Annotated in this window: 21 protein-coding genes; 8 read left to right on the plus strand and 13 right to left on the minus strand. The window is 46.4% G+C overall.

The window, feature by feature from the left end:
• Positions 1 to 29: 29 nt before the first annotated feature.
• Positions 30 to 1,349 (plus strand): DUF3086 domain-containing protein, encoded by a 1,320-nt coding sequence (locus tag QUB66_RS21430; RefSeq protein WP_332969711.1) that lies wholly within the window; start codon positions 30 to 32, stop codon positions 1,347 to 1,349.
• A gap of 268 nt (positions 1,350 to 1,617) precedes the next feature.
• Positions 1,618 to 2,298, plus strand: a complete 681-nt coding sequence (gene plsY, locus QUB66_RS21435) for a glycerol-3-phosphate 1-O-acyltransferase PlsY (protein ID WP_332969722.1) — start codon at positions 1,618 to 1,620, stop codon at positions 2,296 to 2,298.
• A gap of 410 nt (positions 2,299 to 2,708) precedes the next feature.
• Here the strand turns inward: plsY and proC are convergent, their stop codons facing one another.
• On the minus strand, positions 2,709 to 3,554 hold the full coding sequence (gene proC, locus QUB66_RS21440; protein WP_332969710.1) for a pyrroline-5-carboxylate reductase: 846 nt from the start codon (positions 3,552 to 3,554) through the stop codon (positions 2,709 to 2,711).
• On the opposite strand from proC, the gene QUB66_RS21445 reads away from it, so the two are divergent.
• The gene (locus QUB66_RS21445) at positions 3,544 to 3,699 is read left to right on the plus strand and encodes a hypothetical protein (protein WP_265239719.1); all 156 of its coding nucleotides are present in this window, start codon (positions 3,544 to 3,546) and stop codon (positions 3,697 to 3,699) included. The two genes, proC and QUB66_RS21445, sit on opposite strands and share 11 nt — an antisense overlap.
• Before the next feature lie 138 nt (positions 3,700 to 3,837).
• Here QUB66_RS21445 and QUB66_RS21450 read toward each other — a convergent pair whose 3' ends face one another.
• The 6 genes from QUB66_RS21450 to der all read right to left on the minus strand — a co-directional run bounded on the left by QUB66_RS21450 (position 3,838) and on the right by der (position 8,885).
• Positions 3,838 to 4,470 (minus strand): cell division protein SepF, encoded by a 633-nt coding sequence (locus QUB66_RS21450; protein ID WP_265239720.1) that lies wholly within the window; start codon positions 4,468 to 4,470, stop codon positions 3,838 to 3,840.
• 114 nt (positions 4,471 to 4,584) lie between these two features.
• Complete coding sequence (locus tag QUB66_RS21455; RefSeq protein ID WP_332969709.1) at positions 4,585 to 5,250, minus strand: YggS family pyridoxal phosphate-dependent enzyme; 666 nt, start codon at positions 5,248 to 5,250, stop codon at positions 4,585 to 4,587.
• A gap of 123 nt (positions 5,251 to 5,373) precedes the next feature.
• Positions 5,374 to 5,643: a transcriptional coactivator PipX gene (gene pipX / locus QUB66_RS21460; RefSeq protein ID WP_265239722.1), complete on the minus strand. Its 270-nt coding sequence runs from the start codon at positions 5,641 to 5,643 to the stop codon at positions 5,374 to 5,376.
• Positions 5,644 to 5,686: 43 nt separating this feature from the next.
• Positions 5,687 to 6,124 (minus strand): holo-ACP synthase, encoded by a 438-nt coding sequence (gene acpS, locus QUB66_RS21465; RefSeq protein WP_332969708.1) that lies wholly within the window; start codon positions 6,122 to 6,124, stop codon positions 5,687 to 5,689.
• A 249-nt stretch (positions 6,125 to 6,373) separates the two neighbouring features.
• Positions 6,374 to 7,372 (minus strand): energy-coupling factor transporter transmembrane component T family protein, encoded by a 999-nt coding sequence (locus QUB66_RS21470; protein WP_332969707.1) that lies wholly within the window; start codon positions 7,370 to 7,372, stop codon positions 6,374 to 6,376.
• A gap of 151 nt (positions 7,373 to 7,523) precedes the next feature.
• Complete coding sequence (gene der, locus QUB66_RS21475) at positions 7,524 to 8,885, minus strand: ribosome biogenesis GTPase Der (protein WP_332969706.1); 1,362 nt, start codon at positions 8,883 to 8,885, stop codon at positions 7,524 to 7,526.
• Positions 8,886 to 8,956: 71 nt separating this feature from the next.
• Between der and QUB66_RS21480 the strand changes: the two genes are divergently transcribed.
• Together QUB66_RS21480 and QUB66_RS21485 are read left to right on the plus strand one after the other, a co-directional pair.
• Complete coding sequence (locus QUB66_RS21480) at positions 8,957 to 10,165, plus strand: NupC/NupG family nucleoside CNT transporter (protein WP_332969705.1); 1,209 nt, start codon at positions 8,957 to 8,959, stop codon at positions 10,163 to 10,165.
• 235 nt (positions 10,166 to 10,400) lie between these two features.
• Positions 10,401 to 10,943, plus strand: a complete 543-nt coding sequence (locus tag QUB66_RS21485; protein WP_332969703.1) for an acireductone dioxygenase — start codon at positions 10,401 to 10,403, stop codon at positions 10,941 to 10,943.
• Positions 10,944 to 11,031: 88 nt separating this feature from the next.
• Here QUB66_RS21485 and QUB66_RS21490 read toward each other — a convergent pair whose 3' ends face one another.
• The 4 genes from QUB66_RS21490 to QUB66_RS21505 all read right to left on the minus strand — a co-directional run bounded on the left by QUB66_RS21490 (position 11,032) and on the right by QUB66_RS21505 (position 13,965).
• Positions 11,032 to 11,850 carry a hypothetical protein gene (locus QUB66_RS21490; RefSeq protein WP_332969702.1) on the minus strand — a complete coding sequence of 273 codons (819 nt, stop codon included), beginning with the start codon at positions 11,848 to 11,850 and terminating at the stop codon, positions 11,032 to 11,034.
• Positions 11,851 to 11,955: 105 nt separating this feature from the next.
• Positions 11,956 to 12,429: a DUF732 domain-containing protein gene (locus QUB66_RS21495; RefSeq protein ID WP_265239729.1), complete on the minus strand. Its 474-nt coding sequence runs from the start codon at positions 12,427 to 12,429 to the stop codon at positions 11,956 to 11,958.
• A 215-nt stretch (positions 12,430 to 12,644) separates the two neighbouring features.
• Complete coding sequence (locus tag QUB66_RS21500; RefSeq protein ID WP_265239730.1) at positions 12,645 to 13,256, minus strand: cupin domain-containing protein; 612 nt, start codon at positions 13,254 to 13,256, stop codon at positions 12,645 to 12,647.
• Between the two features lie 142 nt (positions 13,257 to 13,398).
• Complete coding sequence (locus QUB66_RS21505) at positions 13,399 to 13,965, minus strand: sigma-70 family RNA polymerase sigma factor (RefSeq protein WP_332969700.1); 567 nt, start codon at positions 13,963 to 13,965, stop codon at positions 13,399 to 13,401.
• A gap of 395 nt (positions 13,966 to 14,360) precedes the next feature.
• Between QUB66_RS21505 and QUB66_RS21510 the strand changes: the two genes are divergently transcribed.
• The 3 genes from QUB66_RS21510 (at position 14,361) to QUB66_RS21520 (ending at position 18,725) form a co-directional block, all read left to right on the plus strand.
• Complete coding sequence (locus QUB66_RS21510; protein WP_265239732.1) at positions 14,361 to 15,575, plus strand: DUF4331 domain-containing protein; 1,215 nt, start codon at positions 14,361 to 14,363, stop codon at positions 15,573 to 15,575.
• A gap of 278 nt (positions 15,576 to 15,853) precedes the next feature.
• Entirely contained in the window at positions 15,854 to 17,254 is a 1,401-nt protein-coding gene (locus QUB66_RS21515) for a tetratricopeptide repeat protein (RefSeq protein ID WP_332969699.1), read from the plus strand.
• The gene (locus QUB66_RS21520; protein ID WP_332969698.1) at positions 17,244 to 18,725 is read left to right on the plus strand and encodes a nickel/cobalt transporter; all 1,482 of its coding nucleotides are present in this window, start codon (positions 17,244 to 17,246) and stop codon (positions 18,723 to 18,725) included. Before QUB66_RS21515 ends, QUB66_RS21520 begins: the two co-directional genes overlap by 11 nt.
• 270 nt (positions 18,726 to 18,995) lie before the next feature.
• Here the strand turns inward: QUB66_RS21520 and QUB66_RS21525 are convergent, their stop codons facing one another.
• Positions 18,996 to 19,433 (minus strand): DUF6918 family protein, encoded by a 438-nt coding sequence (locus tag QUB66_RS21525; protein ID WP_332971268.1) that lies wholly within the window; start codon positions 19,431 to 19,433, stop codon positions 18,996 to 18,998.
• A 262-nt stretch (positions 19,434 to 19,695) separates the two neighbouring features.
• On the minus strand, positions 19,696 to 19,878 hold the full coding sequence (locus QUB66_RS21530) for a hypothetical protein (RefSeq protein ID WP_265239736.1): 183 nt from the start codon (positions 19,876 to 19,878) through the stop codon (positions 19,696 to 19,698).
• Positions 19,879 to 20,188: the final 310 nt, after the last annotated feature.

Genomic DNA, 20,188 nt, shown 5'->3' on the forward strand with positions numbered 1-20,188 from the left:
TCCGTGCCCCACGCCGAACCAAATTTCTCATGAATTCAGACGAATTTCCCACCCAAAAGCCCGAATCACAACCAGCCGCTGACGGCGAACCAACTTTACCCGTGAATCAGATGGACGACCAATTGCCATTTCAAATACGGAAATTGTCGATCGCCCAAAACGATCTCACATCCCAAATTCTGCCCGAAAGAGACCCCTGGGACGAGGAAAATCCCCACATTACCCCTGTGGTGGACGAAGCGGGCGCGATCGCCCAAATAGAGCCAAAGACAGAGGATAGAGAATCTGAAAGTGCGATCGAGCCAATCGAGCCCGAAACAGAATCCCAGCCAGCAACAACCGCAGAAACGGTAACGCCCGTACCAGAAAATGTCACCGACAATTTGGTCCAACGAGTTCAAGCATTGCAGCAGCAAGAACAAGATTTGACCGCCAGAATTGCCGCCTTGGAAGCCGACAAAGCTAACGCCCAAGAAGCGTTGGGCGAGGCTCAAGCATCGATCGGGCGTTTGGTACAAGACGGCTTGATTCAACTAGATAGTCGCAAACAAACACTGCAAATCGAAGTCGAAAAACTCGAAAGAAGGCGCGATCGAATTCAAAAGGAAATGCGGACAACTTTTGCCGGAGTTTCCCAAGATTTAGCAATCCGAGTCCAAGGTTTCAAAGACTATCTAGTCGGCAGTTTGCAGGATTTAGCAGCTACCGCCGAACTCTTAGATTTGACGCCACCGGTGCAAGAAACTACCAAACAAATCTCTGTTGATAATTCTCCATCCTCTTCCCCGGTAAATCCCAGATTTGCTGAACAAGGATTTCAAGAACAAGCCAAACAAATTCGCCGCACCCTAGACCAATATCGCACTCTCCCCGACTATTACGGCCCGCCTTGGCAACTCCGCCGCACCTTTGAACCCATCCACGCGGAACGAGTTTCTAACTGGTTTTTCACCCAAGGAGGAAGGGGCGCTTTGCGGACTATGGGTTCGCGGTTGCAAAATATCTTGATTAGTTCGACCATTATTTCTGTACTCAGAAGCGTCTACGGCGGACGGGTGCGGACATTGGTGCTCGCGAACAGTCCCGAACGTTTGGGAGAGTGGCGCCGGGGTTTGCAGGACTGTTTGGGGATTACTCGCACCGATTTCGGCCCGGAAGGTGGCATTATTATGTTTGAGTCTGCGGAGGCTTTGGCTCAAAAAGCCGATCGACTGGTGAGAGATGGAAAATTGCCGTTAATTGTGATTGATGAAACTGAGGATTTAATTAGTTTGTCAATGCTGCAATTTCCGCTGTGGCTAGCCTTTGCTCCCGATCCGCAAAGTTTGATGGCTGCTAAGGATTTTTAAAGAAGGAAGAAGGAAGAAGGAAGAAGGAAGAAGGAAGAAGTCAGTAGTCAGTAGTCAGTAGTCAGTAGTCAGTAGTCATTAGTCATTAGTCATCAGGAAGAAGGAAGAAGGAAGAAGGAAGACATCTTCATAAATTAGTTTTAATTTCTTGTAATCCAAGAACTAAATTTAATTTAGGAAGATGTCACCTCCCAGCAGGTTAAAGAATTATCGTTAAATTTGTAGCGAAGACTTGAGTTCTCAAAAGTAATGAATGAGGGAATTTATTATGGGTTTGTGGTTGATTTTAAATGGCGCATTGTTAATCGCAGCTTACTTGCTGGGTTCGATTCCGACTGGGTACACCTTGGGTAAATTGATGCTGGGGATTGATATTCGCGAAGTAGGTTCGGGTTCGACTGGTGCGACTAATGTACTCAGGACTTTGGGGAAGTGGCCGGGGTTGGCGGTGTTGCTGGTTGACGTGTTGAAGGGCGTAAGTGCGATCGCTCTAATCCGCTACATCTACTCTCTAGAGTTAACCAGCCAACTAGCGATCGCCGCCGGTTTAGAAAATACTGCAACTATCATCCCGTGGATGGCAACTTTGGCAGGTTTGTTTGCAGTTTTGGGACACAGCAAATCTATCTGGCTGGGCTTTACTGGCGGTAAATCTGTGGCGACGAGTTTGGGAGTTTTGCTGGGTTTGTACTGGCCAGTTGGTTTGGGAACTTTCGGAATTTTTGGCATAGTTTTTGCGGTATCGCGCATTGTTTCTTTAAGCTCGATTATCGGAGCAATTAGCGTTGCTGGATTGATGTTTGCTTTACATCAGCCGCTGGCTTATGTATTGTTTGGAATTGCGGGCGGCGTGTTTGTGATTGTGCGGCATCGCAGCAATATTCAGCGGCTTTTGAACGGTACTGAGCCGAAAATTGGACAGAAATTGGAAACAGCAGCTAGCGATTGATCGGACGATTAGTATCAATAATCTCTAGCGGTTCTCAGAAAGATGAGGTATGCCCTATGCCCTATGCCCTATGCCCTATGCCCTATGCCCTATGCCCAGTCGTACCTCACCTTTTTGAGAAAGGCTATACATTTAATCTGCGGATTGCTGGGTAGAATTTGAGCGCAGAAAGTCACGGTATTCTATAGCCAATTGCATCGCTTCATTGTAAGGCGGATTGTCAGCAAATTTTCCAGCAATTCGTTCCCACTAAGGTTGAGAAAACGAGTTATTTTCTACTTTGTCTTTGAGGCGAGCAACTTCAGCTTCTAAGAGGGCAACCCTTTCTTCTAACTTTTCTGGCATTGGCGATGGTCTTCCCTTGAACTCAACTCTTATTTTTTTATTGTAGGTCTTTAAATTCTCTGTGGTTATTTACCTAATTCTTGAGAACGCAAACAAGCTGCTTTGACTGCTTCGATCAAAGCCGACCGAAAGCCGTTACTCTCTAATGTAGCAATTCCGGCAATAGTTGTGCCGCCGGGACTTGTAACTCGATCTTTTAATTCTGCTGGGTGCATTCCTGTTTCTTGCAATAGCTTCGCTGTACCGAATACAGTTTGCAGGGCTAATTGAGAGGCGATCGCCCGTGGCAAACCTGCACAAACTCCGCCATCTGTCAAGGCTTCGATCATAATCGCTACATAACCTGGCCCGGAACCGGAAAGGCCAGTCACCGCATCCAGCATACTTTCAGGCACTTCCACCACTTCTCCCACCGCCTGAAAGATGCGCTTGACTAATTCTAAATCAGCCGGTTGCACGAGTTTCCCTGGGGCGATCGCGCTCATTCCCGCGCCTACCGTTGCCGGAGTATTTGGCATCACACGCAGCACTACTCGCCCCGGAAACGCCGGTTCGAGCTTGCTGAGCGGGACTCCTGCCAAAATCGACACTACCACCGCTTCGGGCTGGGAATTAGCCGTTTCTCCATTATTTCCTTGTTTGCGATCGGCCGCCACGGCCAACTCCAAAGCTACCTTCTCAAAAATTTGCGGTTTAATCGCCAAAAACAGCACTTCTGTAGCGGTAGCAACTTCAAGATTGCTGGCTGTTGTTCCGATTCCGTAGGTTTCCGTCAAAAATTCCCGCCGTTGGGGTTGCGGATCGCTCACCAATATTTCTGAGGGCAAATAAACTTTTTGTGCTATGAGGCGGGATAAGAGAGCCTCTCCCATTACTCCGCCGCCGATCGTACCAAATTTTATGTTAGTCATTCTGAAGGAAGAAGGAAGAGGGAAGAAGGAAGAAGGAAGAGGGAAGAAAGAAGAGGGAAAAAGGAAGAATAAAGAGAGAAAAAGGAAGAATAAAAAAAGAGGGAAAAAGAAAGAAGGAAAAAGGAAAGAGGAAAAAAAATTGTAATAATCGAAAAATATCCAGAATGCGATCATCTGATTTCGGCAAGTTTAAAACTATAAACCAACAGACAATCTCATCTTTTACGATATTTTTCTTGCTTCCTTCCTTGTTCCTTCTTCCCTCTTCCTTCTTCCTTCATTCTTACTGAACCATTTGAGCTTGTTCTGCCGGCCAGACTGTCGGTGCAGGAGCAGCCGCAGCAGGGCGCGGGCGTCCTTGGGCTGGAGGCACTTCGTGAACCACACCAGACTGAGTTCTCACCTGCACGCAGCTAGGCGTAAACAAGAAGATGCTTTCGCCAATGCGCTCTTGATGACCGTCAAGGGCGTAAGTACCGCCCGCCACAAAGTCCACAGCTCTTTGCGCTTGGTCTGGATCCATCACCGTCAGGTTCAAAACCACAGATTTGCGTTCTTTAAGAGCTCGAATTGCTGCCGGCATCTCTTCAAAAGTGCGCGGCTCCATCACTACTACTTCCGAAATCCCGTTCATAGCTCCAGGCATTCCAATCACGTTATTCATTACTGACCCTACTCCCCCGGTTGGTGCAACAACATCCGTACCTGTCGATCCTACTACTGACCGCTCCCGCATTCTGCGATTTTGGCGACGTTCTTCTTCTGCTGCGGCGACAGCAGCAGCGGCGGCGTTCGGTTCAGGCTGTTGGTAGACGTTCTGAAAGCGTTCTCCTTCCGCTTCGTCGTACTCGTAATCGTATTCAGGCTCATTGTTGAAGCCTACAAAATCTCGTAGCTTAGAAAAAATGTTCACCATTTAAGCTCCTTCACGACTGTGCTGCCCCGACTATACTCGCGTTGCGGGTTAGCCGCGGGTCGCTAACTACTCTATTTTTAACCCAAGTTGTGCTGATCAGAAGATTTCAACAATTTATCTCCTCCTAGAGCCAAACAAGCTTGTTCCTAGCCGTATCATAGTAGCACCTGCTTGAATTGCCAAATGATAATCTCCCGACATCCCCATCGAGAGCTGCTGCATTTGAATGCGGGGCAAATTTTGCTGCTGGATTTTGTCAGCAAGTTCGCGGGTGCTGTTAAATAATTCTCGGATTTGCGAGTCATCTAATCCCAACGGAGGTATTGTCATCAAACCTTGAATTTTGATATGCTGACATTCGTTGAGTTCTGGAAGGTCGGCAAGCAGTTCTGGGACGCTCCACCCGTATTTGTCGGGATCTGGCAACATTTTTACTTGCAGGCAGACTTGCCGAGAGCAGGACTGTTCGCCCGCTATGCGATCGAGCCGACGGGCCAGTTTTAAGTTGTCCACAGAATGAATCCACTGGAAAAGCTCTAGGGCTTTGGCCACTTTGTTGGCTTGCAAGTGGCCGATTAAGTGCCAGTTGATATCCGGCAAATCTTGCAGTTGGCTTTGTTTATCGGCAGTCTCTTGAATCTTGCTCTCGCCAAAATCTCGGATACCCGCCTCGTATGCTTCGCGGATAGCGTCAGTCGATACCTGTTTGGTAACGGCAATTAACCGCACTGATTCGGGCAAGTCTTGGCGAATGCTGTTAATTCGAGAGGCAATGGTCATAGGTTCTGGATCGCTGAGAACTGGAGGGCAAGAAAATTAAAACAGATACCAATTACCAAATTACCAATTACCGATTACCAATTACCGATTACCAATTACCAAGTTACCAATGGCCGATTTTCGCTACTGAAATGTCCGCTTGTGAATAACCTGTAATTGGTCGTACTCCTGATATTGACCGCTGCGACGGAGGGTTCGCAGGCGAATTTCGACCATCAGGCGAGCGTCGGAGCGACTGATGGGATCAAATCTCAGGCCGCCAGGGCCGTTGGTTACTAAGAAAAATAGGCGTTGGGCATATAGGGTGGTAAATAATTCTTGGCTGTCTTCAACCTGGGATATCCTGAAGAGGAGGCCAAAGTTTGGATGATTCAGGTAGGTTTCGGTAGTCATTCACACTCACAATCGATCGATAATTAGATTAAAGATTTAGACTTTAGATTTTAGTTTCACTCGATCGCGGGGTGCAAAGGGCGATCGCCGTAGCCATGCTATAGTCTCCATCGTGACTGAGGCTCAACTGCCACTGGCAATTTCCCCAAACAGAGGCTTGTGCTGCTGCGGTTCCGTGCAGTTGCACGTTGGGAGCACCGTTTTCGGAGCGCCGAATTTCCACATCTGCATACCGTATTCCCCGCCATCCCGTGCCTAGGGCCTTGACAACAGCTTCCTTGGCTGCCCACCGCCCGGCTAGTTGGTTGCAGGAAACTCGGTTCATTTTACCTTTAATGCTGCTGTCTTGAGAATTTAGTTGTCGGCAATCTCTTTGTTCGGCCTTGGTGTAAACTTTTTCTAGGAAGCGATCGCCAAACCGGTCTAATGCCGCTTGAATCCGCGGAACGTATACGATATCTGTCCCAAGATAGATGTTCAAGGTCTTGGATCTCTAAATATTTGTCTCCATTACTTTAGCAGCACTATCGCGTCGAAGTATCTCATACCATTTGAGATTGAAGAATTGAAGAGTTGGGGATGACTTACTGGATATGGCTTTGGAGTCTACCTACATCTGCATTCTTGTTGGAAACTGGTATTAGTTTTGCTTGGATGGGTGGCCCATACCCGTCAAGCATAAATGGTTTGATTCCCGTACTGTCAACTGTCAACTGTCAACTGTCAACTGTCAACTGTCCCAACCCCAAACCAAGCGGGCGCTCCAGAGGGCGAGTAAGCAGCCGAGGGCGATCCAGTCTCGGATTTTGAAATCCAACTGGTGCCATTCTACACGGTGTCGATCGGGACTGGTGAAGCCGCGAACTGTCATAGCGCTAGCCATTTGTTCGGCTCGCAGGAGCAAGTTTTCTAACAGCCGCTCGGCAATCAGTAACCAAACTTGAGCGGCGCGGCGAAATCCGAGTTTTTTCCAGTTGATCGCTCTGGTGCTGACCGATCGCACTAAATTTTGTATTTCTTCCAATACTAGGGGAATGAAGCGCAAAGATAACGTTAATGTTAGTGCGATTTCGGTGACAGGCCAGTTTAAACGACGCAGCGGCTGCATTAAGTTTTCTATAGCTGCGGTGATTTCTTCGCTGGCTGTGGTAAGGAGGTAGAGGTTGGTGCTGTAAATTACTGTGAAAAATAGGGTGCTGACGTTGATAGCTAAATCTAAGGATTTGCGGGTGATTTTAACCGGGCCTTGTTTGAATAAAACGTAACTGTAGTTTGTGGGTTGGGGGAGTTTATTTGGGGCTTGAGCTTTGGGATTTTGGGTTGGGGGGTTTGAGGCGAAATTAAAAGAAGGTTGATACCAGGGTTTGGGATTTTGAGCGGGTGGAAGGGTTGCGGTTTGTTGGGAAAAGGTTAATTCGTCGGCGGGGATGCGGGGCTGGTGTTCTGATGGAAGTGCGTCGGGGGCGATCGCGCTGAGGCAAAATACTAAAAGGCAGAATAGCAGCAGCAGTCCCATTTGCTGTTTCCACACGCGGAAGGGAATGGCTGCGCTGAGTGTCAGTACGATTAACATCGCTACTAGCATCAACCGCCAAACGGGATTGGCGAGTATTGGTACAATCAGAAATGTCATCAACCAGGCTAATTTGACGCGGGAGTCGAGCCGGTGCAGCCAGGTTACGGGTTGTTCTAGGTAAAGTCCAATCGGAAGCGATCGCAATAAATCCATTTTGTCGATTTAAGATTTTTAAGAATATCAATTTATTGAACTGCGAAAAACGTGAAGGAAGAGAAGGAAGAGAAAGAAGGAAGAGAAAAGAAAAAAACGCAATTTGCTTAAATCATTAAACTGCGTTTTTTCTTTAATCTAGAGTCTAGAATTACTTCACACGTAGTGCTCTGTTGGTGGTACTTTCTTCGCTGGCGCGAACTTTTTTGCCTCTCCACAGGAGCCGCATTGGTGTACCTGTAAAGCCGAGGTGTTTGCGGAATTGGCTTTCCATGTAGCGGCGGTAGTTTTCGGTGAAGCGTTTGGGATCGTTGACAAACAGCGCGATTGTCGGTGGTTGCGCTCGCACTTGAGTACCGTAATAGATTTTGCCTTGTTTTCCTTGGCGGGTAACTGGCGCTGAGTGCCAGGTTGTGGCTTCTTCTATGACTTCGTTAATCACGGCGGTAGCGACGCGACGCTTGTGTTCGTCGGAGGCTTTGTCTACTAATTCAATGATTTTTTCAACTCGCTGTCCACTCATGGCGCTGACAAAGATCATTTCGGCCCAGTCGAGGAAATACAGTTTAGTTCTTGCTGTTTTTTCGTACTCGTAGATCGTGTCGTTGTCCTTTTCTATGGCATCCCATTTGTTGATGACGATGATGCAGGCTCGACCTTCTTGGCTGATGCGATCGGCTAATTTTTGATCTTGATCAGTAACGCCGTCAATTGCGTCAATGACTAGCAGTATGACATCGGCGCGGCGGATGGCTTTGAAAGCGCGGTTGATTCCGAAAAATTCGGCACCATATTCGACGTTTTTCTTTTTGCGAATTCCGGCGGTGTCGATCAGGCGGTAGGTTTGACCGTTGCGTTCTACTATGGTGTCAATTGCGTCGCGGGTTGTGCCAGAAATCGGGCTGACTATGGCGCGGTTTTCTCCGAGAAATGAGTTAAGCAAGCTCGATTTGCCGACGTTGGGACGACCGATTATTGCTACTTTTATTTCATCTACTTCTGGCTCTACTTCTGTGGGAAGGTAAGTCATTAATTGGTCTAGCAATTCGCCGGTGCCGTTACCGTGAATCCCGGAAATTGGGAAAGGTTCTCCCAATCCCAATGTCCAAAAGTCTGCTGCTTGGGTGAGTCCTGTATTTTCCGATTCGCATTTGTTGACGGCGAGAATGATCGGGACTTTTTGCACCCGCAGCCAAGAGGCGATGGATTCGTCGCCGCCTGTGAGTCCGGTTTTTCCGTCTACTACGAAAATGGCTGCGCTGGCTTCTGATAGGGCTGCCAGTGCTTGTTCGCGGATTAATGGCAGAAATTCGGTTTCGTCGTCGAATACTAGCCCGCCGGTGTCTACGACTTGATATTCGCGATCGCCCCAGTATGCTGGTCTGTACGTGCGATCGCGCGTGATTCCCGGTTCGTCGTGGACGATCGCGTCTTGGCTGTTGGCTAAACGGTTGACGATCGTCGATTTGCCTACATTGGGTCGTCCAATAATAGCAACTATAGGTAGAGGCATAAAAGTAGCAGCAATTAGGCTGCGCCGTAATTTTGAGCTTTAGTCTTTGATTATAAGGGAATGTGACTGAAATGGAAAGACTTATTTCTGTATTAGGCTTAGCTGTTTTTGTCGGTTTGTGCTACGCCTTTTCAGTCGATCGGCGCGCGGTTAAGTGGCCTCCCGTACTGTGGGGAATTGCTTTGCAGCTTATTTTTGCAATTTTGATTCTCAAAACTGCTCCTGGTTTGACGGTATTTAAATTTTTGGGAGATTTAGTCACCCAATTTCTCAATTTTTCAGATGCCGGGGCAAAGTTCGTATTTGGAGACAATTTTGCCGAACACTTTATCGCTTTTAAAGTCTTGCCGACTATTATCTTTTTCTCTTCGTTTATCACCCTACTCTATCACTATGGCATTTTGCAGCGGGTGGTGCAAGCAGTCGCTTGGGGCATGATTAAAACCATGAAAACTTCCGGTGCAGAAACTCTTTCCTGTGCTGCCAATATTTTTGTCGGACAAACAGAAGCGCCACTGTTAATTAAGCCTTATGTGGCGACAATGACGCTCTCGGAACTTCACGCTGTGATGACGGGGGGTTTTGCGACAATTGCCGGCGGAGTAATGGCGGCTTACATTTCTTTTGGAGTGTCGGCTGAACATTTAATTGCTGCGTCGGTGATGTCGGCACCGGCTGCTTTGGCTATTTCTAAATTGCTGTACCCGGAAACAGAAAAATCCCTGACTGCTGGCGAGGTGGAGATTAAGGTAGATCAGGTTTATGCTAATGCGGTGGATGCGGCAGCTTCTGGTGCTACCGACGGCTTGAAGTTAGCTGCTAATGTCGGGGCGATGCTGATTGCTTTTTTGGGTTTATTGGCATTTTTTAATGCGCTTTTGGGTTGGTTTGGAGGGCTGATTAGTTTGCCTCAGTTGTCGCTGGAATGGATTTTTTCTTATTTGATGGCTCCGGTGGCTTGGCTGATGGGTATCCCTTGGGCTGATTGTGGAAAAATAGGAGTTATTCTCGGAAAAAAGACGATTTTAAATGAATTTATTGCTTATTTAGATTTGATGAAATTGGTGAAGCAACAGGCGATTTCAGAACGAGCAGCAATTATTGCGACTTATGCTTTGTGTGGCTTTTCTAATATTGGTTCCATCGGGATTCAAATTGGGGGGATTGGTGCGATCGCGCCATCGCGCAAAGGCGATTTGGCTCGGTTGGGTGTGAGGGCGATGATTGCTGGTTCTGTGGCTTGTTTCATGACTGCTTGTATTGCCGGAATGCTGCTTTAAAAGTTCTCAGTTTTGTAAGGTGCGCGGTACGCACCCTACTTTCTACTCTCAAGGTTATTAAATAAAAGTTAAAATTTGACAATTAAAGTCTGGTAGATGTTTAATATATAACGAAAAACATCTAACTTTAGCGATCGGCTATTATGGAAAATAGGCAGGAGTTTAGTCTGTAACAACGGTATATAGAAACTGGAAACTAAATTCTCCTCAAAGCCAAATAAATAGGTGGTGTAATATGGCTGTTCTGCAACTAGAAGACGGTAGGACATATACGGAGATCGGGGCGATCGCTCGCCAACTGGATGTTTTAAATATTCAGATCGATCGCCTGTCAACGAACAAAAATCCTGCGGTTCGAGAAATTCTACTCCAAGACATTCTCAGCGTAACAGAAAAACAGCAGGTACTCGCAGCATTTAAAACCGAGTTTGAATACTTCAAGCGCGCTAGCGGATGTCAGTGGTGCGACTTAAAAGTGTTGCACCCCGGTTCGCCACAGATTTACTCGCTGATGATTAAAAGCGATCGCACTCACACCCACGCAGATGCAGAAGTTCTGCACGTCTTAGCTGGGGAATGTGTTTTTGGTTTTGTGTATCCTAACGGCTCTCAGGTACAATTAATGTTGGAAGCTGAAGAATATATTAAAGTACCGGCTAATACCGAACATTGGTTTTATCTCACTCCGTTGCTGTACTTGAAATTTGTGCAGTATTACACCACTGCTCAAGGTTGGGTTCCTCAGTATACTAATAGGAAACTCAAGATTAAAAACTAGATAAAACGGCGATTTCAACAGTCTCTTGAAATCGCGTCTACACAAACGATGTCCGCCTCCGCGGACTAAGCAATCAAGGCGAAATTGATTAAATTTTGTCTAATTCGGCGGGTGCGGCAATTTCAATTTCTTCGCAGCGCTGCAAAAGTGCTTCTATTTCCTGAGCCAGCAAAATTACTTCCGGCCAAGAAGAACCGTTGATTAAATCTTGGGCGTGTGCTAATTTGTTTCTTAATGCTTCTGCTGACTTCAAAAAACGCTCCCCGTAACGTTTGGATTTGAGCCCCAGTCGATCGACTATTTCGGCATTCGTCAGGATTAAATCTCGCTTGTCGCAGAATTGCAGGTAATCGATCAAGTCAATTGCCTCATTTCGCGATCGCCCTAATTGCCACAGGTGTTTTGCTGCTACAATGCGATCGCCCTTCAGCAACTTTTGCCACGAATCTTGGGGAAAGTAGATCCGCACAATCCGCAATAAATTCATTTCCAGCAGCGTCACCAACCCAAACAGCAGCATCCGCACCGGTGCTTTTTGCAAATCGCCGCAGGTGACAATCCCGTTGATGCGGTTGCTTTCCAAGACAAATAATCTCGGTTTTTCTCGCAGCAGCGGCAGCAATTCCATCAACGGAGTCGCGGCGGCGATTAACTGCGATGGGTGGAAAATTTGCTGGTAATCGCTGCATTTACCTGTCTTTAAGTGCGATCGTTCTATATAGCCGCAAACCGTCCCGTTTTCTTCGATCCCTAGCACATCAAAATCGCGCGCCTCCATCCACGATCGCAATTTAGCTGCATCTTCAACCGCCGGGACAGATTTTAGCGGTTCCGCGAGATATTTAACTGTAATACTGTCTTTGAATAAATCCCGCAAATCGGCGGAACTTGATTTTAAATGTTTCATCTCATGCCCAGTAATTTCCTGAGTCGTGCCGCGACAAGAGGACTATTAATATTTTAACTGCAAATAGAGACAGGGGATTGCCGTGTCTCTACAGATTTCAAGATCTTACTTGCTGGCTAATTCGGGGCAGTAATGATTTCCTGCAAGGGTGGTGATAATATCGGCATCCGCGAGAAAACTTTCTTTGACTGTGGGATTTTCGATACTGAGAGCTTGCGCGATCGCCCTTAATTTAACTTCCGGCAGAGAAACTCCTGCTTTAGCTTCTGCACATATCCTTTTCGCTGCGGCAATTTTTTGACCAGGGTTAGTTTGAATTCCTTGCAGTAAAGTGTTCGTTGCGTCTGGAGAGTAGCTTTTTGCTAAGCGTTTGTAGTCTTCGATAAATTTCCCATCGTCTCCTGTCAGCTTAATTCCCGATTCTTGGGGCGCGCACAACTCATTTAAGGTAATCACTTCTCCCGCTGAGTTTACCAGAAAACAGCCTGCGCGTTCTTGGGCGATCGCACTTTTGGCGATCGGGACAAATTGTATAATAACCGCGGACATCAGAGCAGTTAAACGCCAGTAATTTAGCATGGCACTATCCTTTATTTGTAATTGTTAATTGATGCTTAACGGGCTCTTCGGCCCGTGCCACAATAGACATCTCCAAAAACTATTGTGGGGCTGGCAAGATGCCTGCCATTCACGGGGCTGGCAAGATGCCTGCCATTCACGGGGCTGGCAAGATGCCCGTGCCACAATAGACATCTCCAAAAACTCTTGTGGGGCTGGCAAGATGCCTGCCATTTTCAAACTAGCATTTCATTGTCTGTGGAAGTTTTAATTAATAGCAAACATCCCCCTTGTGTGAGCGAATAATGTGTAGAACCGGGAACCGATCGAATATAATCGCCTTGATAGCAAACTTCCCCTTCTACAATTAAATCTCCTTCTAATACAAGCACTTCTTCCGAGCCAGCGTGTCGGTGCAGGGGAAAAGTTACTCCCGGTTCTAGTCGCATCAAGCAGGTAATCTCGCGCTTTTTTTTGTCAATGTAAAGCTTGCCGATCGAGATTCCCGGAACTGAGTAAGGTCTCCATTTGACATCGCGCGATCGCACGATTACAGATGGAGTATTGTTCTCTGTTGGGGAGGTAACAATTGGCTTTGAATTGACTGATTCTGCCGTTAGTGGCAGTTCCGCTATGCGCTGAAATAGGCGGTTTTTCAGGTCGGGGGCGACGGGAACGGCAGGGGCTGTGTAGCCGATCGCAGCAATTGCTGTTTCAAAGGCAGCTAATTCACTTTGTAGTTCTGGAGATGCTTGCAATTTCTCTGCAAGTGCGAGGCGTTCTGACTCATCGAGGATATCGAGAGCTTGAAGGGCTGCAAGGGTATTAAACTCCTCGTCTGGCATCATTTCCATCTGTTCTCCGGCATGATCGATTTTAGATTGTAAATTTTAGATTTGTTTTTGCCATTGCACTAAAGAAAGATGGAAGATTGGAGATGCCATAATTTTAGATTGATCTTAAACAATTTAAATTTTGTTTTTTAACAACCTAAATTTCTTCGCTCAAATTTTGGCGCAATTTAGAAATTCCCAAGCGAATTCTAGTTTTAACTGTACCTGTTGGGATACCGAGTTTAGTCGCGATTGCCGCGCAAGTCAATCCTTGGTAATAGGCTAGTTCGATCGCAATTCGCTGTTCTGCTGGCAGTTTTTCTAGCGCCGCTGTAACTTGTGCGCTGCGTTCTTCGATCATGGCATCTTCCATCGGTTCTGCAAGGCTCGAAGACGGAATTTTCGCATCTTCCAGACAAGCTTGGGCCGCGCGGACTGTTCGCTGCAACACTCGGAGGCGATCGAGGGAACGACTGCGGGTAAGCATGAACAACCACGTATCCGCTCGACTGCGACTAGGATCGTAAGTTGCTGCTTTTTGCCAAATTTGGGAAAAAACATCGAGTACCACTTCTTCAGCTTCTTCTACCGAACCCAGGATTTTGTAAGCGAGCCCGTAACTTGGACGACCGTAGCGATCGTAAAGTTTAGCTAATGCCGTTTGGTCTTTGTGGGCAATCTGCACTAAAAGTAGCGATGAATCGCTTGACTTTTTGCCTGTCATCTCAGTGTACCTAAAAAATTTTGTTTTGAGTGTGCAGATCCAAAATCAAATATTCGGCGTATATCACTATAGAACATAATTCTAAGTTAATTGGGGATGCAAGCATAAGTATGCCTTGGCGGGCTAATTTCGTCATGCTTTGAATTGTAATTTTCCCGATTGATATTGCATTTTATCACTTCTGCATAATTTTTAATACCCAATCTTGCAGTAGAGATCCAAAATCCCCAAACCTTCGTATACCAATTAGGACTTACACAAAAATTAGTTTTACACGCTATTTAAAGCGCTGTATAGGATGCGCACGGCGCACCCTATACAGCGGTAAGGTGCGGACGGCGCACCCTACATCTAGAAGTCTTGTAAAAATCTCATTAGAAATAGAGGTGCTAACTGTGAATCTCACAAAAAGAATTCGGCGAACCATATTAGCAATTGAAGTAGCTTTAATTGTGGTATTAACTCCCGGAATAATTGCTGCTTCCGACCACGACGACGGCGAAGTCGATATCAAAGGTCGTACTGTCAATTTAACCGACCTGTACGTATATCGAGAAAAAGACCAAAATTCCAGTGCTGCGGACGGGGATTTAGTATTGACAATGAATTCAAATCCCCGTTCTGTAGCCCGTTATCAATATTATTTCAGCACTACAGCCCTTTACCAATTTCACATCACCCAGGTAGGCGATGTAAATTCTACCCCGACTGGACGCGCCGATATTATCTTGCGGTTTGCCTTCAGTCCGCCTAACAATCAAGGTATGCAAGCAGTGGCGATAACTGTGATTCGCGGCGGCTCCGAGACAACTACTAAGACTACAGTTAACGGCGGTTTAATTGCCACAACTCCGCTGAATTCTAATGATGTTTTGAATACAGTACCTGTGGACGGTTCTAACTTAACTGTATTTGCAGGCTTGCGGGAAGACCCATTTTTCTTTGATGTAGAACAATTTTTTAGAGTTCGCGCTGGAGCTTTGGGAACAGGGGCGAAAGTAGGTTTCAAGGAACCGAGTAAAGCGATCGACTTTGCTAAAGGTTATAACGTCAATACAATTGCGGTGCGCGTTCCGAAAGCACTTTTGCAAGCAGGAACTGGGGCGAATACTTTTGATGTTTGGTCAACTGTTGCTGTCAGGGATGGAGTTGGTGGATTCAAACAATTCGAGCGTTTGGCGAGACCTGCAATTAATGAGGGTTTGGTAGTTACTCCCGCGTTTATGGAGGCATTTAATAATATTTCTCCTAGATTGGATTTGAGTGCTGCTGCTGCTCCGGTGCGCCAGGAAGCTGTTGCTACTTTGAAGGCTGTGGATCTTTTGGACGGTCAGCAAAATGTCGATCCAAATGCGATCGCCCAAGCTTTCTTACCCGATGTCATGCGGATCGATACTACAAGGCCCAGCGGGTACGGTAGCGCGGCAAATGCTCAAGGAAGTTTGATCGGAGGTCGTTTGCTTTTGGACGACGTTATTGATATCACTCTGGGAGCTTTGGTGGGTTCTCCGGTTGGCGATAATGTTTCATATAACGGAACTCCGGGGAATCCGGGTCAGGGACACAAACCTTTAGAACCGAATTTTCCTTATTTGGCTTTGCCGAATTAGTCAGTTGTCAGTTGACAGTTGACAGTTGACAGTTGACAGTTGACAGTTGACAGTTGACAGTTGACAGTTGACAGTTATTTGTAGGGTGTGTCGCTATCGATAATTCTGAAAAAAGAGCAACAATTTCAGAGCGACGCACCTTCCACAATCATTGAGGAAACCAACCTAATAATTGTTTCGTAGCAAAAGTTTTTTCAGTTGACAGTTCGCAAAGTGCCCCGTCGAATTAAACCGTATTTTTTTGTGCTAGAGCAAAAAATGACGAACCATACAATATTATGACTGCGAATAAATCACAAAAACCTAAATCAGATATTTTCTGGTGGTTGCTCCTAATCGGACTACCGATAGTGGGAATTGTCGCAGTTAATTTGCTGCCGAATTTGCGCGAAATTTCAGATAAATTTGCTAACAAAAGTCCGGTAAATCTCGATGCTAATTACCGCTATAATTTCTCGGCTACTTTGAGAAATAATCCGAATCAAAAGGAAGCAATTCAGCAAGAAATAGCTTTTTATCAGCAGCGATTGGCTGTGGATTCCCAGAGTGGTTTGAATCGGGCGGCACTGGCGGGTTCTTATTTGAAAATGGCTCGCGTAACTGGGGAGGGTGGTTGGTTTTTATTAGCGGAACAAGCGGCCCAAAGATCGATCGCCCTTTTGCCTTTTGACAACAAAGGTGCGCTGTTAGTTTTAGCTCGAATTGCCGAGGCTAGACACGATTTTGCTACGGCTTTGCGCTTTGCTAAACAGGTGGGTTTTGAGAATGAAGATGCGATCGCCCTTTCCGTCACATCTCACTTAGCCACCGGAAAAGTGAGTGAGGCAAGTATAGCAGCAGAAGCCTTAGTTAATCGGATTCCCAACTTAGGTTCTCTGACATTAAGAGCATTAGTGAGAGAGTCGCAGGGGCGAGATGCGGAGGTTTTGCAGGATTATCGGCAAGCAATGGCTGCGGAGGAACCGGGAGAGATTGCCGGATCGGCGCGCGCCAGATCGCTCTTAGGTCGATTTTACGCCCGTCGTGGGCAGTTTGTGCAGGCGAAAGCGCTATTTTTGGAAGCTTTGCGGTTAGTTCCACGATACCCGCTGGCGCTGATTTATTTGGGGGATTTGGAGACGCGCCAGGGAAATTATCGGGAAGCAGAGGCTAATTACAGCAAGGTTTCTGCCTATTCTGGAGGGGCTGCGACGGTGTTCGATCGCCTGGTGGATCGTGGTATGGCGAGGGTGAAGGAGTTAGAGGGAGATGCGATCGCCTCCGGGAGATTGCGCGACAAAGCAGAAGCTGGGCTGCGACAGGAACAGGTTTCTGGCGGTTTTGGACACCGCAGGGATTTGGCGAGTTTGCTGCTGGAAAAAGGTCGATCGCAGGATGTCACCGAAGCGCTGCTGTTAATGCAGGATGAGGTGAAAATTCGCAGGGATGCGGTAACGCTGGATATCTACGCCTGGGCGCTTTCTAGCGCTGGGGAATTCCAAAAAGCCGATCGGGTGATGGCCGAAATAGTGCGATCGGGTGTTCGGGATGCGGGGATGTTTTACCGGGCTGGTGCGATCGGGCGGAGTTTAGGTAAAGATGCCGAATCACGCGCTTATTTTCAAAAGGCTAAGGAAATCGATCCGAGTTTTGATAGTCGATCGGGCAAAACATTAGGTTTGGGAAGTTATGAATTTTAAGATTAGCTATAGACAGATTAAGCAGAATAAATTGATGCACAAAAAATGGCACAAATCGCGCCAACATCTGATTCTTTTTGCGCTCACAATCTTACTATTTTTAACAACCTCAACCCGACCAGTTTACTCCCACTGGTCAGACTTATCAGTAGCCGAAATAATCGTCAACGATTTGCAAACCGAAATAACATTAACCTTTCCAACCGGCTTAACAAAATTCGCCGACGATAATGGAGATGGACAGTTACAACTGGCAGAAGTTAGAAATCATCAAACAGAACTAGAAAAGTTTTTTGGTCAAGAAATTAGCATCACTAACAGTAGCAAAACTCAAGGATTAGTTACAGTAAAACCCCTAGAAATAGCAGCTAAAACTGCCAGTTTGATCCAGCAGCCAAATACCCACAGCACCTTAATCTTAGACTACACCTGGCCCGTATCTAATGTAATTTCAAAAGACAACAAATTGCGGATTAACTACAATCTGTTTTTGCCCGGAGTGGTGACAGCTAGCTGTCAAGCTACGATTGTGCAAGCTGGTGCTGTAAAAAGCTTTGTATTTACAGCACAAAACCGGGAATTTTTGTTAGCTGGAAAAGAATCAATCTGGGAGTCAGGTTGGAGTTTGGTGCTAGCAGTAGTCGGAGCATTTGCGTGGGGATGCGTGCACGCAATGTCTCCCGGACATGGGAAAACCATAGTCGGTGCTTATTTAGTAGGTTCGCGGGCGACTCCAGTACACGCTTTGTTTCTAGCAGCGACAACCACAATAACTCACACTGCGGGCGTGTTTGCTGTCGGCGGAATTACGCTTTTCGCTTCTAATTTAGTCGATCCAGAAAAACTCGATCCTTGGCTGAGTTTAATTTCCGGTTTATTAGTAGCTATTATTGGCTTAAAACTCCTACTAGCAAGAATCAAAATTCGGTTCGGTGTGACGAATTCACTTCTAAAACAAATCAGAAATAAATTATTTTATAAAAAAACTGAAGAACCAGTAAATCTTTTAACTAGGGGAACTTGGGAGAGAGAATTTAAACCTGTCAAACCAGATACATCTCACCACTATCACCATCATGGAGACGGCCGCGTTCACTCGCATTTGCCGCCGGGATCTGACGGTTCTCCGATTACTTGGAAAAGCTTATTAGTGTTGGGAATTTCCGGCGGTTTGTTGCCTTGTCCTTCCGCTTTGGTGATGCTGTTGAGTGCGTCGGCTTTGGGCAATGTTGGTTTGGGGATGACGCTTGTGGTAGCTTTTAGTTTGGGATTGGCTTTGGTGCTGAGTGCGATCGGATTAATCTTGGTTTATGCGAAACAAAATTTTAATAAACTGCCAAAACAGATTACAGCAGTCAAATTTCTACCTGCAATTAGCGCGATGTTTGTAATGTTGTTGGGGTTGGGTATTACTGGAGAGGCTATGTTGAAAATATTGGCTGCGAATCAATGGATTGTTGGCAATGGATAATTTATTCAGTTGACAGTTGATAGTTGACAGTTGACAGCTTGCCCTCAGCGCAGTCGAAGGGATGAGGGCGACTTCTACCTAGAAGTCCGAGGATTGGAGTAATGAATAGTCTGATTTTAATTTCTCGCCTTTAGGAGTTCCGGCTTTAAACCAATTCTTTCTGGTAAGCTGTTTTTGAGAGCTTTTGTATCCCAAGATTTAACTAAGCTGGCGGGAAGTCCCCGCCCGGATAAGGATTAGAATTGGTGGGAAAGCCCGACTAATTCAAGATCAAATCGAACTATGTTTATTAATAATTTCAGCTAAATCCGGTATGCCGTTTTCCACGTAAGTCTTAGCTGAGGGGCGGAGTTTTGCATAGGCGCCTTTGACAACTGCTCTTGTGCTGTTTTCGGCTTTTTTGTCACTGATTTGGAGCAATTCGTCTGCTACTTGAGCTTTTCTTGCAGCCAGATATTCGACTGGGTTGCCATTGTTTACGGCTTCAGTCCACATCGGATCGAGTGCGATCGAGATTTCGGGCAGAAGTTGATCGACGACTTGGGCGCAATAGTCAGCCCGTATCTTTTTGACAGTAGAGTAGGCAGCTTTCAGAGCTAAACCACCCAATCCCGGCGCTGAAGCAACTTGTTTTTCTATCAACTCTACACACTCATCAACAAAAGTGTCTCTGTTTTTTTCATTCAATAGAATATCGCTAAGTCCCATTTTTACTCTCCTTGATTTAACAGTCAATGTGCTGATTAGCTTTGAGTTTCATCTGGCGATTATATATCAAAAAGAACACTTTGAAAAAAATATTAGACAAGCTCTGTCTTACAATAAGTGGCATTTGCACGTATAGCGGTTCTCAAGCGTGGTGAGGTATGCCCAATGCCCAATGCCCTGTTTGCCCTGTTTGCCCTGTTTGCCCAATGCCGTTCGCGTACCTGATCTTTCTGAGAAAGGCTATATATATTGGCACGCATGATTAGGATTCGACGTTCGACTTGAAGGGCGCAGGTACTGCAACGAGGGGAAGTTTCAGGGTTTGAGTCGGCCCATCGATCGATCGCAATACGAGATTTTTCGGTAATTTCGAGGCAGTGTTGACTCCGGCAAAAATTTGAAGCGATAAGGTTAAAGCCGCGGCTAACAACAGTTTTTCTAACATGGCACTACCTCCAATTACGTATGCCTTCCGGCATAATTCCTCTTACACCTACACCATACAGAACTTCTTCTCCGGCAAGTGCGATCGTACAAGCGTAGTTAAGTGACACATATCACGAGGGAGGAGGGGGTGAGAGCAAGAGGGGGTGAGAGGGAGAGTGGGGAGACTGGGGGAGTGGGGTAGTGGGAAAAATCTTCCCTCTTCCTTATTCCCTCTTCCCTCTTCCTTCTTCCTTCCAAATCGAGAATTGTCCTTCAGAAAGAAGCCGTTGAGTGTCTCAGAAAGGTAGAATTAGCGCGTAGAAGTTATT

The sequence above is a fragment of the Microcoleus sp. A2-C3 genome (genome assembly GCF_036706065.1).
GTDB lineage: Bacteria > Cyanobacteriota > Cyanobacteriia > Cyanobacteriales > Microcoleaceae > Microcoleus.